At 26.8% G+C, this 14,954-nt stretch carries 17 protein-coding genes and 2 tRNA genes; 5 read left to right on the top strand and 14 right to left on the bottom strand.

What is annotated here, in order from left to right; translation table 11 throughout:
- Positions 1-441: 441 nt before the first annotated feature.
- From ACTTA5_RS07230 to ACTTA5_RS07220, 3 genes are read right to left on the bottom strand one after another with little or no spacing between them, the layout of a single operon-like run.
- On the bottom strand, positions 442-717 hold the full coding sequence (locus tag ACTTA5_RS07230; protein ID WP_440649062.1) for a methylated-DNA--[protein]-cysteine S-methyltransferase: 276 nt from the start codon (positions 715-717) through the stop codon (positions 442-444).
- Positions 698-1,135: an N-acetyltransferase family protein gene (locus tag ACTTA5_RS07225; protein ID WP_440649060.1), complete on the bottom strand. Its 438-nt coding sequence runs from the start codon at positions 1,133-1,135 to the stop codon at positions 698-700. The genes ACTTA5_RS07230 and ACTTA5_RS07225 overlap by 20 nt, the downstream gene beginning before the upstream one ends.
- A gap of 35 nt (positions 1,136-1,170) precedes the next feature.
- Entirely contained in the window at positions 1,171-1,371 is a 201-nt protein-coding gene (locus ACTTA5_RS07220) for a DUF6356 family protein (RefSeq protein ID WP_440649058.1), read from the bottom strand.
- 83 nt (positions 1,372-1,454) lie between these two features.
- On the opposite strand from ACTTA5_RS07220, the gene ACTTA5_RS07215 reads away from it, so the two are divergent.
- On the top strand, positions 1,455-2,408 hold the full coding sequence (locus ACTTA5_RS07215; protein WP_440649056.1) for a site-specific integrase: 954 nt from the start codon (positions 1,455-1,457) through the stop codon (positions 2,406-2,408).
- A gap of 26 nt (positions 2,409-2,434) precedes the next feature.
- Here ACTTA5_RS07215 and ACTTA5_RS07210 read toward each other — a convergent pair whose 3' ends face one another.
- Positions 2,435-3,691: a hypothetical protein gene (locus ACTTA5_RS07210; protein ID WP_440649054.1), complete on the bottom strand. Its 1,257-nt coding sequence runs from the start codon at positions 3,689-3,691 to the stop codon at positions 2,435-2,437.
- Between the two features lie 31 nt (positions 3,692-3,722).
- Between ACTTA5_RS07210 and ACTTA5_RS07205 the strand changes: the two genes are divergently transcribed.
- Positions 3,723-4,706 (top strand): NAD-dependent epimerase/dehydratase family protein, encoded by a 984-nt coding sequence (locus ACTTA5_RS07205; protein WP_440649052.1) that lies wholly within the window; start codon positions 3,723-3,725, stop codon positions 4,704-4,706.
- A 6-nt stretch (positions 4,707-4,712) separates the two neighbouring features.
- Here ACTTA5_RS07205 and ACTTA5_RS07200 read toward each other — a convergent pair whose 3' ends face one another.
- The 7 genes from ACTTA5_RS07200 to ACTTA5_RS07170 all read right to left on the bottom strand — a co-directional run bounded on the left by ACTTA5_RS07200 (position 4,713) and on the right by ACTTA5_RS07170 (position 9,501).
- Positions 4,713-6,818 (bottom strand): glycosyltransferase, encoded by a 2,106-nt coding sequence (locus ACTTA5_RS07200; RefSeq protein WP_440649050.1) that lies wholly within the window; start codon positions 6,816-6,818, stop codon positions 4,713-4,715.
- Positions 6,815-7,075, bottom strand: coding sequence for a GIY-YIG nuclease family protein (locus tag ACTTA5_RS07195; RefSeq protein ID WP_440649048.1), 261 nt, complete (start codon positions 7,073-7,075; stop codon positions 6,815-6,817). The genes ACTTA5_RS07200 and ACTTA5_RS07195 overlap by 4 nt, the downstream gene beginning before the upstream one ends.
- A 3-nt stretch (positions 7,076-7,078) precedes the next feature.
- Positions 7,079-7,153 (bottom strand) — tRNA-Glu (locus tag ACTTA5_RS07190).
- Between the two features lie 47 nt (positions 7,154-7,200).
- A complete protein-coding gene (gene glpX / locus ACTTA5_RS07185; RefSeq protein WP_440649046.1) occupies positions 7,201-8,142 on the bottom strand; it encodes a class II fructose-bisphosphatase in 942 nt (313 codons plus the stop codon).
- Positions 8,142-9,134, bottom strand: a complete 993-nt coding sequence (locus ACTTA5_RS07180) for a putative transporter (protein WP_440649044.1) — start codon at positions 9,132-9,134, stop codon at positions 8,142-8,144. The genes glpX and ACTTA5_RS07180 overlap by 1 nt, the downstream gene beginning before the upstream one ends.
- A 3-nt stretch (positions 9,135-9,137) precedes the next feature.
- A complete protein-coding gene (locus tag ACTTA5_RS07175; protein ID WP_440649042.1) occupies positions 9,138-9,419 on the bottom strand; it encodes an ETC complex I subunit in 282 nt (93 codons plus the stop codon).
- A 5-nt stretch (positions 9,420-9,424) separates the two neighbouring features.
- Positions 9,425-9,501: transfer RNA gene (locus tag ACTTA5_RS07170), tRNA-Pro, on the bottom strand.
- A 94-nt stretch (positions 9,502-9,595) separates the two neighbouring features.
- On the opposite strand from ACTTA5_RS07170, the gene ACTTA5_RS07165 reads away from it, so the two are divergent.
- Genes ACTTA5_RS07165 through ACTTA5_RS07155 form a run of 3 tightly spaced genes read left to right on the top strand, consistent with a single transcriptional unit; the run spans position 9,596 to position 11,793 of the window.
- A complete protein-coding gene (locus tag ACTTA5_RS07165) occupies positions 9,596-10,066 on the top strand; it encodes a zinc-ribbon domain-containing protein (RefSeq protein ID WP_440649040.1) in 471 nt (156 codons plus the stop codon).
- Between the two features lie 6 nt (positions 10,067-10,072).
- Complete coding sequence (nhaA, locus tag ACTTA5_RS07160) at positions 10,073-11,254, top strand: Na+/H+ antiporter NhaA (protein ID WP_440649038.1); 1,182 nt, start codon at positions 10,073-10,075, stop codon at positions 11,252-11,254.
- Positions 11,251-11,793, top strand: coding sequence for a glutathione peroxidase (locus ACTTA5_RS07155; RefSeq protein ID WP_440649036.1), 543 nt, complete (start codon positions 11,251-11,253; stop codon positions 11,791-11,793). The genes nhaA and ACTTA5_RS07155 overlap by 4 nt, the downstream gene beginning before the upstream one ends.
- On the opposite strand, the gene ACTTA5_RS07150 is transcribed toward ACTTA5_RS07155, so the two are convergent.
- Genes ACTTA5_RS07150 through metG form a run of 3 tightly spaced genes read right to left on the bottom strand, consistent with a single transcriptional unit; the run spans position 11,788 to position 14,859 of the window.
- Complete coding sequence (locus ACTTA5_RS07150) at positions 11,788-12,558, bottom strand: MBL fold metallo-hydrolase (RefSeq protein WP_440649034.1); 771 nt, start codon at positions 12,556-12,558, stop codon at positions 11,788-11,790. The genes ACTTA5_RS07155 and ACTTA5_RS07150 overlap by 6 nt on opposite strands.
- A gap of 5 nt (positions 12,559-12,563) precedes the next feature.
- On the bottom strand, positions 12,564-13,325 hold the full coding sequence (locus ACTTA5_RS07145; RefSeq protein ID WP_440649032.1) for a TatD family hydrolase: 762 nt from the start codon (positions 13,323-13,325) through the stop codon (positions 12,564-12,566).
- Positions 13,318-14,859: a methionine--tRNA ligase gene (metG, locus tag ACTTA5_RS07140; RefSeq protein WP_440649030.1), complete on the bottom strand. Its 1,542-nt coding sequence runs from the start codon at positions 14,857-14,859 to the stop codon at positions 13,318-13,320. The genes ACTTA5_RS07145 and metG overlap by 8 nt, the downstream gene beginning before the upstream one ends.
- Positions 14,860-14,954: the final 95 nt, after the last annotated feature.

Below are 14,954 nucleotides of genomic sequence, written 5' to 3'. Positions count from 1 at the left end.
GCATTAATATATGTTGAAGTAAAATAATATTTTGGTTTTTTAACTAAAATCATAAATATTAATAGCTTTTTTGGATCACATTGATTTAGAAAAAAATACTAATTTTAGCTAAAACGTTGAAAAATAATTTAAATTGCTAGAAGTGTTTAATTGCAACATTTTTTTACTAATAAAATTCTAAATTGTATCTTTGCATCAAAAATTGTAGGGCAGGTGGCTTAAAAAAGCTGTAAAATAAAGCAAATTTAAGACATTAAAAAAGGGTTGATATCATTGAATAATAGAGCAATGCAGTAATAGAATATGCTCTTTAATCGCCCATAGAGGGTATTTATTTAGTTATATTAGAATATATAGTACAACTGAAGGGTGAATAGTGCTATTTACATGATTATTCATGAAAATCGTCTAAAAGTCTTTAATTTCAACACTTTTTTAACCTTAAATGTCAATTTTTTCAGATCTAAGTAAGCGCAGCTTAGTCTTAATTCCGCCTTTTCCTGAGTATCCTCCAAGAGATCCGTCAGTCCTAATTACCCTGTGACAAGGTATTTTCGGAGGATATGGGTTTTTCCCAACTGCATTTGCTACCGCTCTATGAGCTTTAGGCTTACCAATAGCTTTTGCCACCTGAAGGTAAGTTCTTACTTCTCCTTTAGGTATTTTTTTCAAATAATTCCAAACTTTTATCTGAAATTTAGTCCCTTTTAAGTTCATATAATTCAAATCCTGTATTTTTTGCAATTTTATCATATAATTTTTTCGCTGTCTCATTGGAAGAGTGGGTTATCCAACGAATTCCATTCCAATTATTCTCTTTAGATAAGGATTCTATGTATTTTATAAGTTTTTGAGCTATTTTCTGGCCTCTAAAATGTTCATCTACAAATAAATCATCTAAAAATCCAATATATTGACCTTTAATTGGTCTTGGCATTGTTCTGTAATGTGCAATTCCAACAATTTTATCTTCAATTTCGTAACATATTCCATTCACAACATGATTTTCATCGTGTATCCAACTCCATAAAGTATTTAAAATCTCTTGTTTCATAGGAACTTTGTAAAATTTTGCGTAACCGCAATATAATTTTATCCAATTTTCCTTATCTTTTCTTTTAATTTCTCTAATCATTTACATTAGTTATTTGTCTTAAATTATTGTAATAATTATCTTTTTTGGTTTATAAAATTATACAGTTCTTTTATTCCATTACTCGCATTTCTTTGGAAGATTGCAGGTATTAATCCATGAATTAAAACCATAAATCCACCAGTAATCATTTTTGAGCCTACTTTGAACGCTACGCTCATATGTTCTGCATAGCTTTCATTAACTGAATTAAGATGTTCTTGTGATTTTTTGATCATAATATTTATTAATTATTAGTATTGACTATTAAAATCTATTAATATATTATTAATGATAATTATTTGTTATCAATAGTAATTTTATGAATGAAATAACGACAGACCTAAAATCGCTCCATGAGGCAACTATAAATAACCTTAAAAGTTCTAAGGCAAATAACACTTTAAGAGCTTATAAATCTGACTTTAAAGACTTCGGATTATTTTGTGCTAAGCATGGATTAAATTCATTACCAACAGAGCCAAAAATAGTATCTTTATACCTAACCCATCTATCCAAATACTTAAAAATAAGCACTTTAAGAAGAAGATTGGTATCAATAAGCATGGTTCATCGGCTCAAAGGGCATTATCTTGACACAAAACATCCAATCATTGTTGAAAATTTAATGGGAATAAGAAGAGTTAAAGGAAGTATTCAAAAAGGTAAAAAACCTTTATTAATTAATCATTTGAAATTAACTATTAATGTAATAAATGAACAAAAAACTGAGGAAATAAAAAAGCTTAGAGACAAATCAATAATATTAATTGGCTTTGGAGGAGGATTTAGGAGAACAGAGCTTATTTCAATTGATCATGAGGATTTAGAATTTGTTTCTGAGGGTTTAAAAATCACTATAAAAAGATCAAAAACTGACCAATTAGGAGAAGGAATGACTAAAGGACTACCCTACTTCGATAATGAAATTTACTGTCCTGTTACAAACCTAAAAAAATGGTTAGAAATTTCTAAAATTAAGTCTGGGCCTATTTTTCGAAGATTTTCTAAAGGTTTATCATTAACCGACAAAAGATTAACTGATCAATCTGTAGTTTTATTAATGAAAGAGTATTTAAAATTAGCAGGTATTGAAAACAAAAATTTTGCCGGACATAGTTTAAGGTCAGGTTTTGCAACAGTAGCTGCTGAGGCAGGCGCTGACGAACGTAGCATAATGGCTATGACGGGTCATAAAACAACACAAATGGTTAGAAGATACATTAGAGAAGCAAATATATTTAAAAATAATGCTTTAAATAAAATTAAATTATAAATTATAAATTATAAATTATTAATTATTCAATTATTGATGTTAAAAACAATAGATCCATTATCAATTATATTAGATAATTTTAAAGACGATTTTTTTGCATTAGTTAAAAACTTTTCATAATTCTCAAATATTTCAATAATATTATTTGCAAAAGACTCTAAATCTGTCGATTCCAAAAATGAATTATCAGTTAATATATTTTTTAAATAATCGCAGTTGGTTGGTATTATAGGTATTATCTCATTTGAAATACAAGAATAAATTATTCCAGAATTAGTGTTATTCATATGTTCAGAATCATACATAAACGGCATAATAGTGATATCTTTTAGAATACTTCTATATTCTTGGTAGTCACAATATTTATTAATAATTTTAATATTGTTATTTGTTTGGGATAAATCAAATAGAATATTCGATGTTGATTTAGTTTCATTATCAGTACCTGAAAATTGGATAAGGAATTCAAATTTTTTACTTTGTTTATTAAGTTTTTCAATGAGATTAGGAATCTTGTTAAATCCCTTGTTAGCTCTAGCCTCGCCTATAAAACCAATAACATGTTTTTTTGGATATTCACTTCTAGTGTAAAAGTTAAATATTGGAGTAGTAATATTGACTAAATTTGGATCTCCCAGTTCTTTTGAGATCAAATTTTTTTTATACCCATCTTCAGTATATAAAAAAATTTTACTTTGCATATAATTTTTTAATTTACTTAAATAAAAGTAAAAATCTTTAAAGCGTTTATTAGGAGGTAAAAAAACTCGTAAATGAATTTTTGGTAAATTATTTTTTTCAATTGATGATAAAAAATAAACTAAAGCAACATCTTTACGCCTACAACTTTGAAAAAAAATATTATCATTTTGGTTAAAATTTAATTTTAAATATTCTAAATAAAAACTTTTAAAATACCTTGGAACTATTAAATAATTTCCAAAAACACATTTGTAAAATGAAATTAATTTATTCGTTTGATTTGCAAAATAAATAGAAAAAAAAATAATATGGTAAAAATTTAATATAAAAAAAAATATCTCCTCAATAAAATATAAAAATTTATTTTTTTTTCTTTTAAATTTATTTGAATTTATAATTTTTCTAATATCACAAAATTTAGGTAAATATAGATTTTGAGAATCAAAACCATTATTTAAAAACCAAGTAATTTTCTTGTCATTTTTAAAATAATTAGAAGTTTCAATTAAATAGTCTAAAAAATGACCTTTGGCTTTGACCATTTCAGATTCAACTAGTAAAAGGTTTGTATTATTTCTCATTTTAAATTAATTTTTATAATCGATAATATATATGAAAAAAGTATTAATAACAGGTGGTGCTGGTTTTGTAGGTAGACGTTTTGTTAAATTTTTTTTAGAAAAAAGGTATAAAGTTATTGTTGTAGACAATATTGCACCTCTTACTGGAGGCATTGATCCAAAAAAAGGGTGGCCATTGTTCAATCCTTATGATTTTAAAAATTTTAAATTTTATAAGGAGGATTGTAGAATTTGGTTTAAAAAATATAATGATAAAGAAATAGATTATGCGCTTCATTTAGCTGCAATGGTTGGAGGAAGACAAATAATTGAAGACAATCCTTTAATTGTTGCTGATGATCTCTCTATTGATAGTCATTATTGGCAATGGGCAAAAATAAATCGACCCAAAAAAAATATATGTTTTAGTTCATCTGCTTGTTATCCAATAAAATTTCAAACTAAAAATAATTATAAACTTTTAAAAGAGAATGATATTAACTTTAATAAAGATTTATCAGTTCCTGATTTAACATACGGATGGTCAAAATTAACATCCGAGTACCTAGCTAAAATTGCTTATGAAAAACATGGTTTAAAATCAGTATGTTATCGCCCTTTCTCAGGTTATGGTGAAGACCAAGATTTAAGCTATCCTTTTCCAAGTATATGTAAAAGAGTTTTATACAATAAGGATAAAACAAATTTAACTGTTTGGGGAAGTGGTTATCAAATGAGAGATTTTATTTATATTGATGACTGTGTAAATGCTGTAATAAAAACAATGGATAAGATTAATAATGCTGATGCTCTTAACTTATCTAATGGTAAATTTTTAAATTTTAAAAATTTTGCCAAAAAAGCAGCTAACATAGTGGGCTATGATCCAAATATAAAAGGTACAACAAATAAACCTGAGGGAGTGTTTGCAAGAGCTGGTTGCACAAAAAAACAAAAAAAAATTGGTATTATTAATAAAATTAGCCTTTCTGAAGGTATTAACAGAACATTAAATTTTATATCAAAGAAAATGTAGTTTTGATTATTTATTTTCCCAAAAAAATTTTTTTTTATGATTAATATCAAAAGATTTATTTATCATAAATTCAGCTACTAATTTTGAATTCATATATTTGTGATATTTAATCATACCTTTTTTTGCTATTTTATTTCTTAATATATCTGAATTTTTATATTTGATTATTTTTTTAGATAAATCTTTGATGTTACTATAAAAAACAACTTCATCTTTTTTAAAAATTTTATTGAGTTTGGTTTTTCTATCTACGAAAGTTAGTATTCCGTTACCTATTAATTGAGATATACGATCGCTAGAATAAAATTTTAATGGCTCTCCTTGGCTAAGATTTAGAGCCATTTTAGATTTTGAAAGTTCATTCTTAAAGTTTTCAGCCCAAATTGGTTGGTTATCCTTTATTCCAAAAATATTAAATCTAATTTCGTTGCTGGAGTTTAATAATTTATTTAGGAAAATTTCTCTATTATCAGTTTTTCCTTTTTTTAAAGTTCCACGATGAACCCCATGAGATAAAGCAAAAAATAAATCATATTTATGATAATTTTTTTTATAAAGTTCTAAATTTTCAAATGTTTCATCAACAGGATTCGGAATAAAGAAAATATTTTTATTTTTTAAATTTTTTAAAGAAGAGGGATGTGTTGTACAAAAACTGCAGTCTAAATATTGAATTTTTTTAAGAAATCTATCCCTGTTAGTAGACCATGTTTTGTTATCCATTTTATCTAAAAACCATTGGCTAAATCTAATACTTGGATAAAAGTTTCTAATTTTTTGAATTGTATGATTAGATATTGCATCTGCATGACCTAAAATTATTAGATTGGGTTTAAAATTTCCGACAATTTCTAGAAATTTTAAATTTAAGGACTTCGAGCCATATACGTCAGTAATTTTACGTTCTTGACTAATTGTGTCTCTATCACTCAAAGTTTGGACTGTATGACCAAGTTTTAACAGTCCATTATTTAATCTTCTACCAGTATTATAAAATAATCTTCCATTATGCCTAACATTAAAATTAGTAACATGTAGAATTCTTAATTTTTTATTATTTTTATTAGTATTATAAAAGAAACTATTTCGATAATTATCTATTTTTTCTGAAATAAATTTATTATCTAGATAAAAGTTTTCATAAGAATTCTTTTGAATATTTATACGTTTTTTTTTATTAATAATTAAATTTTTAATATTTTTATAAATACTATTGACTGTCAATTTGTTTAAAATAATGCCATCTGTAATAGTTTCGGGCAATCCCCCTTTATTACTAATAATCACAGCACAACCTCTACTACTAGCTTCTAAACTAGATCTTCCAAAAGGTTCTTCCCATCTTGAACAAGCGATTGCTATTGAGCTTTTTTCATAGACCTTAAGAACAGAATTATTCGACTTATAGCCCATATTAATTAATCTATCATGATCAAAAATAATTTGCTCTCTGAGCTCGTCACCAAAAACTACTGCCTTCCAATCACTAAATTCATTTAAAATTTTTAATACCGCTTTACCAAATAAGTCATACCCTTTAGATTTATTAAGTTTACCTACAAAAGTAATAATATTTTCTTTTTTACTTAGATTTATTTTTTTCCTACTTGTTGATTGATAAATTACATCTATTTTTTCAGAATTAAGATAAAAATTCTCTATTCCTAAAAAAAATCTTTTTTTGGTCCACTCACTATTGAAAATGATTTTATGACAAGTGTTTAAAATAAAGATTCTATCATTAACTGAAATTGATCCCGCCATAGTAAGTGGATCGTTATGAAAATAAAAAACAATTTTATTTTTGAAATATAGAAAATATTTTAAATAGAGAGGTCTGTTGTGTATTTCAATAATATCAGATTTTCTTTTTTTTTCTAATTTTATAAAGTTATTTACATATATTTTTGATGAGCTTTGAAAATATTTTTTTTTAAAAGGAATATTTACATAATTTTTTGATAAATAATTTTTAAATTCTGTATTACCAAATATTTTTGTAGTGTGTTTTAGTTTACTTTCTTTATTTATTTCATTAATAAATATTGATACTGCTCCTGCATATTTTTTTGAATAATTTTCTTTGTAAGGTAATAAAATCGATATTTTCATTTATTTAATAAATATTTATTTTTAATTTCTGATCGTTTTTTATAGTTTTTTTTTAATAAATATTCGTTTTTAAGAGCATCAGATTTAGTTTTATAACACTTTTTATAAGCTAAAATCCACTTTCTACCTCTAGTAAATTTAGCACCTTTCCCACTATTATGTAGCTTTATTCTATGTTTTAAATCTGATGTAAAACCAACGTAAGAAATAGTTTTTTTATTAGTTTTGGTGATTAATAAATATACAAAATACTTCATTAATGGCGGTCCCTAGGGGAATCGAACCCCTCTTTCGAGGATGAAAACCACGTGTCCTAACCGATAGACGAAGGGACCGAATTGCTGTTTTTTATTGCAAAATCATTCATTAATCAAGCTTATCATTAAATATTTTGTTTTAATTTTATTACTTTTCTTAAGCCTGAGGATTTATGTGTCACTAATGTCTCTGATACGAAATTATTACCTTGAATTTCAATACCCGCAACCAAATCACCAGAAGTAATTCCCGTCGCACAAAAAATAGAATCACCTGTAACAATTTCATTTAATTCATATTTTTTTGTTAAATCATTAATTCCCATTTTTTTAGCCCTTGCTTTATCGTTTTCTGTTTTGAAAATAAACCTACCTTGAAAATTACAATTAAATGCATCCAAAGCTGATGCAGCAAGCACACCCTCTGGCCCACCTCCAATACCTAAAAAAATATCAACATTATATTTTTCATCAGTTACTAACAATGCTCCTGACACATCACCATCTGTAATTAATTTTAGATTAACTTTTAATTTGTTTAACTGATCTATAATTTCTTTATGTCTGGGTCTATCCAAAATACATGCAGTTAATTCCTCTGGATTTTTGTTTAGATAATCACTTAAGTTGGAAATATTTTGTTTAATTGAATAATCTAAATCAATAACTTTTTTCTCTGTTATTTTAGTAGATATTTTTTCCATATAAGTTTCTGGTGCATTAAATAAACTATTTTTTTCTGCAACAGCTATTACAGATAATGCCCCAGGTAAATTATTTGCTGCAAAATTTGTGCCCTCCAATGGATCTACAGCTATATCAAATTCAGGTCCATTATTTGTACCAAGTTTTTCTCCAATATATAGCATCGGAGCTTCATCCAATTCACCTTCTCCTATTACTATCTGACCTTTCATTTCTAGATTGTTTAGTTCAGATCTCATGGAGTCTACAGCTGCTTTATCAGCTGCAATTTTATCTTTTTTTCCGACCAAATACGACGATGCTAATGCTGCTTTAGAGGTTATGTGAACAAATTTATCTATAAAATTTTTATCTATAGTCATTAAGCTTTTTTATCTATTAATTCTTCTTGCCTAATTTTAGTCTCAAATTCTCTTAATCGTTTATAAACACTAGCAAGTTCAATTATAGTTGGCCATGCTTTTAATATGTATTGCATAGAACCCTCTACTCTACCAAAGGCTCTTATTATTTGTTGCATAACTCCAAGAGTTACTGCGCCAGCAACTATGGCAGGTGCTAAAAAAACATATGCAGATAAAACGTTAGCCTGTAAATAAGCTATTCTTCCTATATTGAAATACAAATATCTAATATAACTTAAAAAATGTACACTTCTAACTCCGTCAAATAATTCTTCTATAGTTTTTGGACGAATAGTTCCATCATCCTCAGCAATTACGAGTATTTTCCTGTAAGCTGCTTCTTTTTTTTGTAGATCGTACTCAACACCTACTAACCTTAAAATTAAACCAAGAATAATTAAAAATATAGTACCCCCTATTGACCAGATTAAAGCACCTACTATCAATCCATAATCCCAATCACCAAAGAAAAAAATTGGAATTCCAACACTTAAGCCAAATAAAATTGGCATAAATTCAATAAGTATCATTAAAGCTTCAATTAAACTTGTTCCAAGAGACTCCATTATTCTTGAGAATTTAATGGTATCTTCCTGAACCCTTTGTGCGGCTCCCTCTATTTTGCGAGCTTTATCATATACGCTGTGATACCATTCAACCATAGCAGTTCTCCATCTGAACAAATAGTGTGAAGTAAAAAAACTAACAATAACTGCCACACCTACATACATAGCAGCTAAAGTTATGAAAGATAATAAGCTTGCCCAATACTCTTCTATAGTAATAGAGTTTGGTGCGCCTAAAGCTTTTTGAATCATATCGTAGAATTGACCAAACCATTCATTAATTTTTACATCAATTTTTACTTGTATCCAAAGTGATGATAAAATTATTACAGAACCAATCCATGACCATAGCAACCAATGTCTTTGAGTAAAAAACCTAAACATTTTTTATTTTAAGAAATTATCAGCGTAAGATTTTTTTACCGTTTTTCTTTTTCTAGGTTCAATTAATTCAAATTCTATTTTCTTTTTTTTTGCATAATCGATTGCTAGTTCTTTTGATGAAAACTCTAATTTTAATTCTGAATAAGTATCAGACGAGCCTTCCCATCCCATTAATGGGTTCTTTGATGGATCTTTAGTTTTAAATTCTAATATCCATTTTTCACTTTTCGCTAAACCTGATTGCATTGGATTTTTGTTAGGAATGTAAATAATTGCTTTTTTCATATTGATGGTCGGAGTGGCAGGATTCGAACCTGCGACCCTCTGGTCCCAAACCAGATGCGCTACCAGGCTGCGCTACACTCCGAACGAAGTACTAATACAGTAGTTATTAATAATTTCAATGTATAAAGAAGCCTAAATTAAAAGATTTTTGAGTAAAATCTGTTATATAACCAGGCATGATAATTACTTGTCCTTGCGAAAAGAAACAATTCAAAATTGATAGTTCGTTAATTCCCAATGAAGGACGTGAGTTACAATGTGGATCTTGTGAAAGAGTTTGGTTTTACAAACCACAAAATGAAAGTGAAGCTCCATTAACATTAAATAATAATATTTCTACAAATATAACTGAACAAAATGAGGTAATAGAAAAAAATTTAGAAATTAGCAAAACATTTCAACAAGTAAAAATAATTGAAGCTGAAATGGAAAAAGAGAAATTAAAAACAGTTGAAAAGTCTGTAGGAAAAAAATCTAAATTATTTTCTTATTTGATAGTTTTTATTGTATCTTTTGTTGCTTTATTGATCTTGGTTGATACACTTAAAACACCATTAATTAATGTATATCCAGGACTAGAAGTAATATTATTCAACCTTTTTGAAACATTGCAAGATATAAAACTATTTATTATAGACCTAATTTAAAATTTTATGATTAATTATATATCTAAACCTTTTAGATGGTTTTTTAAATTAGAAGCTGCAAGTGGACTCGTTCTTTTATTTGCCGCAGTAATTGCATTAATTGTAAGTAACTCAGGACTTGCAGATTTATATTTTGCGACATTAAATAAATATTTATTTATAGGTATCAATAATTTTGGATTAAAATTATCAGTACTGCATTGGATAAATGATGCCTTGATGGCTATATTCTTTTTCTTTGTCACATTAGAAATAAAAAGAGAATTTTTACAAGGTGAACTTTCAAATATTAAACAGGCTTTACTACCAATCATAGCTGCTGTTGGAGGAATGTTAGTGCCTGCATTATTTTACGTTTTTATTAATTTAGGTGATAGTGAAACTTTAAATGGATGGGCAATTCCATCAGCAACAGATATAGCTTTTTCTTTAGGAGTTTTATCATTACTTGGAAAAAGAGTTCCTTTATCTTTAAAAGTATTTTTAACAGCTTTAGCTATAATTGATGATTTAGGAGCAATAGTAATTATTGCCCTATTCTACTCAGGGGATTTGAGCGTTAAGTATTTAACTTTAATGCTTTTAGCTTTCATCGTTTTGTTGTTAATAAATAAATTTAATATTAAAAAATTCTTACCTTATTTAGTCGTTGGACTTTTCCTATGGGATTTCACCCACAACTCAGGCATCCACGCTACAATTGCTGGTGTTTTATTGGCTATGACAATCCCACATAGAAAAAAAGACAAAGATTTTTCTTTATTAATAAAAATAGAACATGCAATAAGTCCTTATGTTGCTTTTGGAATAATGCCTTTGTTTGCATTTGCAAATGCAGGTGTTTCACTTGAGGGTTTATCTTTTGCTTCATTATTAGATAAAGTTCCACTAGGTATTGTACTTGGCCTATTCCTGGGTAAACAACTTGGTGTATTTATATTTTCTTATATATCAATAAAATTAAAAGTAGCTCAAATGCCAAACGATACAAGTTGGTATAATTTTTATGGCGTAGGAGTTCTTACAGGTATTGGTTTTACAATGAGTTTGTTTGTAGGAAATTTAGCTTTCGTTGAAAACATGCAATATATGGATGGTGTAAAAATAGGTGTTTTGACAGGTTCATTACTATCCACTTTATTTGGTTATTTTTTAATATTACTTACTCCAAATAGACCTAAGAAATGAGAAAAGTAATATTTCTATTTTCAATATTTATGTTTTTTTTTAAATCCTCTGCAATAGCAAACTATGAAAAAAAGTTTTATGATTTCACAATTGAAAGCATAACTGGTGAAACAATAAATCTAAATGACTACAAAGATAAAGTTGTCCTTGTAGTTAATACGGCTAGTTTTTGTGGTTTTACCAAGCAATATGATGAATTGCAGGAACTATGGGATTTATATAAACAAAAAGGTTTGGTGGTAATTGGTGTTCCATCAAATTCATTTAATCAAGAAAAAAAAAATGACGCAGATGTAAAAGAGTTTTGTGAAGTAAATTTTAATATCAATTTTCCACTTACAACTATCACAGAAGTTAAAGGAGAAAATGCTCATGAACTTTTCAAGTGGGCAAAAGATAATCATGGTAAATCTGCAATTCCAAAATGGAATTTTCATAAAATTTTAATTAACAAAGAAGGAAAGGTTGAAGACACATTTGCTTCTTTTACTAAACCAATGTCTAAAAAGTTAATTAAATCAATTGAAAATATATTATAGCTCTAAAGTTAAACCATCATGAGCAGGTATAACATTTTTAGGTAATAACTTTTTAAGAACTTTATAATCTAAAACTGGTGATAAATTTGTAAGAAAAGCTTTTTTGGGCTTAAACATTTTAATTATATTGAGTGAATTTTCTAAGTTGAAATGTGATGGATGAAAATTGTACCATAAACAATCAATTATTAAATATTTCAAGTTTTTAAAATATTTAAAATCCTTTTCAAAAATTTTACTTACATCACTGATATAAGCTAATTTTTTATCAACAATAAAACAATTTGAATTTACTCTGCCATGCTCAACTATAATTGATTGAATGCTAATTTTTTTATTTTTATTAATTGTGTAAATATTTTTTGGTAACTTATTTAAATTTAATGTTGCTGGATATTCTTTTGAGTAACTTTTGAAAATGTATGAAAATGAATTTTTAAGATATTTTGATGTATCATTATCTGCATAAACATTTATTTGTTTTCTGCTGTTTATATAAAAAGATCTTAAATCATTAATCCCATGAGTTTGATCTCCATGCATATGTGAAAAAAGTACTTTGTTTATTTTTTTAATTTTATGTCTTAAAAGTTGCTGCCTCAAATCAGGAGAAGTATCTATTAGTACATTTTCATCAGTAGTTTTCAGTAAAGCTGAGCATCGAGTTCTATAATTTTTTTTATTATTTGGGTCACAATTTCCAAAAAAACCATCTGGTCTTGGTACGCCCATTGAACTACCACAGCCTAAAATAATAAATTTCATATTTTTTAATCAAAAAAAAGTTTATTAAAATTGTTAGTAGTTAGCTCTATTAATTCTTTTTTAGAAAAATTTTTTATTTCAGCAAGTTTTGCAGCTGTAAAATCTATAAAAGATGGTTCATTTTTTTTTCCTCTATTTGGAACTGGCGCCAAAAAAGGACTATCGGTTTCAATTAAAATATTTTCAAATGGTATTGATTTAAATGTTTGTTGTAAATCAACTGAATTTTTAAAAGTAATGATTCCACTAGCAGAAAAGTATGAATTTAAAGATAATAATTTTTCTGAAAATTCTTTTGAACCAGTAAAACAATGCATTAAAATTTTAATATTCTCATCTTTGTATTGATTTAGAATTTCAAATGTTTCATCTTCAGCATTTCTTGAATGAACAATTAGAGGAACATTAGTTTTTATTGATGCTTTAATATGTTCTTTAAAACTGGCAATTTGTTTATCTTTTTCACTATTATTATAATAAAAATCTAATCCAGTTTCACCAATGCCTATAATTTTTTTGTTATTTTTTAAGTTATCAATAATTTCATTGGCAGTAATTGTGTTTGTAGAACTTTCATGTGGATGAATTCCAATTGTACCATAAATCACCTCATCTCTATTAACTAGTTCCTTAACTCTAGAGAAACTTTCAAGAGAAGTTGATATTGTTAACAGTTTTTCAATACCAACATCTTTTGCTCTTTGTAAAACATTTGTTAAATCACTCAATAAAGGTTCGTGATCTAAGTGACAATGAGAATCAATCATTAATTTTTTCTATTTTTTTAAATAGTATATCAATTTTATTAATATTATTTCCTTTAGTTAAATACTCATTATCTGAAAGGGAATTTAATTTAATTTGAGATTCATTGATATCAAAAATTTTTAGTGCTTTTAGTGAAGACTCTGGAATAATTGGATATAATAAAAAACTAATTTTTCTAACTATTTCTAATGTAGTGTAGACAATTGTGTTTAATCTAATTTGATCATCTTTCTTTTTCCACGGTTCTTGATCATTAAAATATTTGTTGGCTTCAAATAGTGAATTAACAATATAGTCTATATAAAAGTTGATATTTTGATGATTAATTTTAGATCTAATATTATCTAAATTTTTTTTATACTTGTCTAAAATTAACAAATCTCCATCTAGAAATTTAATTTCGGAAGGAATTTTTCCATCACAATTTTTGATCGCAAAAGCTGTAACTCTTTGACATAAATTACCGTAATTATTTGCTAAATCACTGTTTATACAATCTTCTAATCTATCTTGAGAAATATTGCCATCATTACCAAATGAAACTTCTTTAATTAGATAATACCTTAATGCATCTAACCCATACTCATCAATTATTTCTAATGGATCCAAAATATTCCCTTTAGATTTGGACATTTTTTCTTCTCCAGATAAAATCCAACCATGACCATAAACTCTTTTTGGTACTTCAATCTTGGCAGCTAATAAAAAAGCTGGCCAATAAACAGCATGAAATCTAAGTATATCTTTGCCTATTAAATGTATTGATGCTGGCCAAAATTTTTTGAATAATTCATCATCTTTATTTGGGTAATTTAGTGCGCTTAAATAATTTGTAAGTGCATCTAACCAAACATAAATTACATGATTTTTATTACCTGGAACTGGTATACCCCATGAAAAACTTTTCCTACTTACAGATAAATCTTTTAGACCACTTTTTACAAAACTAATTACTTCATTTCGTCTAGACTCTGGATAAATAAAATCAGGATTATCTTCATAATATTTTAAAAGAGGCTTTTCCCATTTTGAAAGTCTAAAAAAATAAGACTCTTCTTCAATCCATTCAACAGGAGATTTAGATGATATAGCTATTTTTTTACCATCTATTTCTTCTATCTCATCTTCGCTATAGAAAGCTTCATCCGACACTGAATACCAACCAGAATAATTTGATAAATAAATATCATCATTCTTTTCAAGTTTAGACCAAAGATATTGCACTGTTTTTTTATGCCTCTCTTCGGTTGTTCTAATAAAATCAGTGTTACATAAATTCAGAGTATCCGAAAGATCTCGAAAAGTTTTGCTTATTTGATCGCAAAATTTTTGAGGAGTCTCCCCTGCTCTTTCAGCAGATCTTTGAATTTTTAATCCATGCTCATCTGTTCCAGTTAAAAAATGAACTTTATAATCATCAATAATTTTAAATCTTGCAAAAAAATCAGCAGCTATACTTGAGTATGCGTGCCCCATATGAGGTTTAGCTGATGGATAATAAATAGGTGTTGTAATATAAAAATTTTTATCCATTTAAAACTTTATCTTCAAATTCCATAAATAATGTCTCTTCATCTAAATTATAAATTTTAGTATCATTAATTTTTTTTAAAAAATAATGATAAAGG

Source organism: Candidatus Pelagibacter sp. HIMB1521 (genome assembly GCF_052047875.1).
Classification (GTDB): domain Bacteria; phylum Pseudomonadota; class Alphaproteobacteria; order Pelagibacterales; family Pelagibacteraceae; genus Pelagibacter.
Note: the sequence above shows the minus strand (reverse complement) of the source record. Positions and strands in the feature narration are given on the sequence as shown.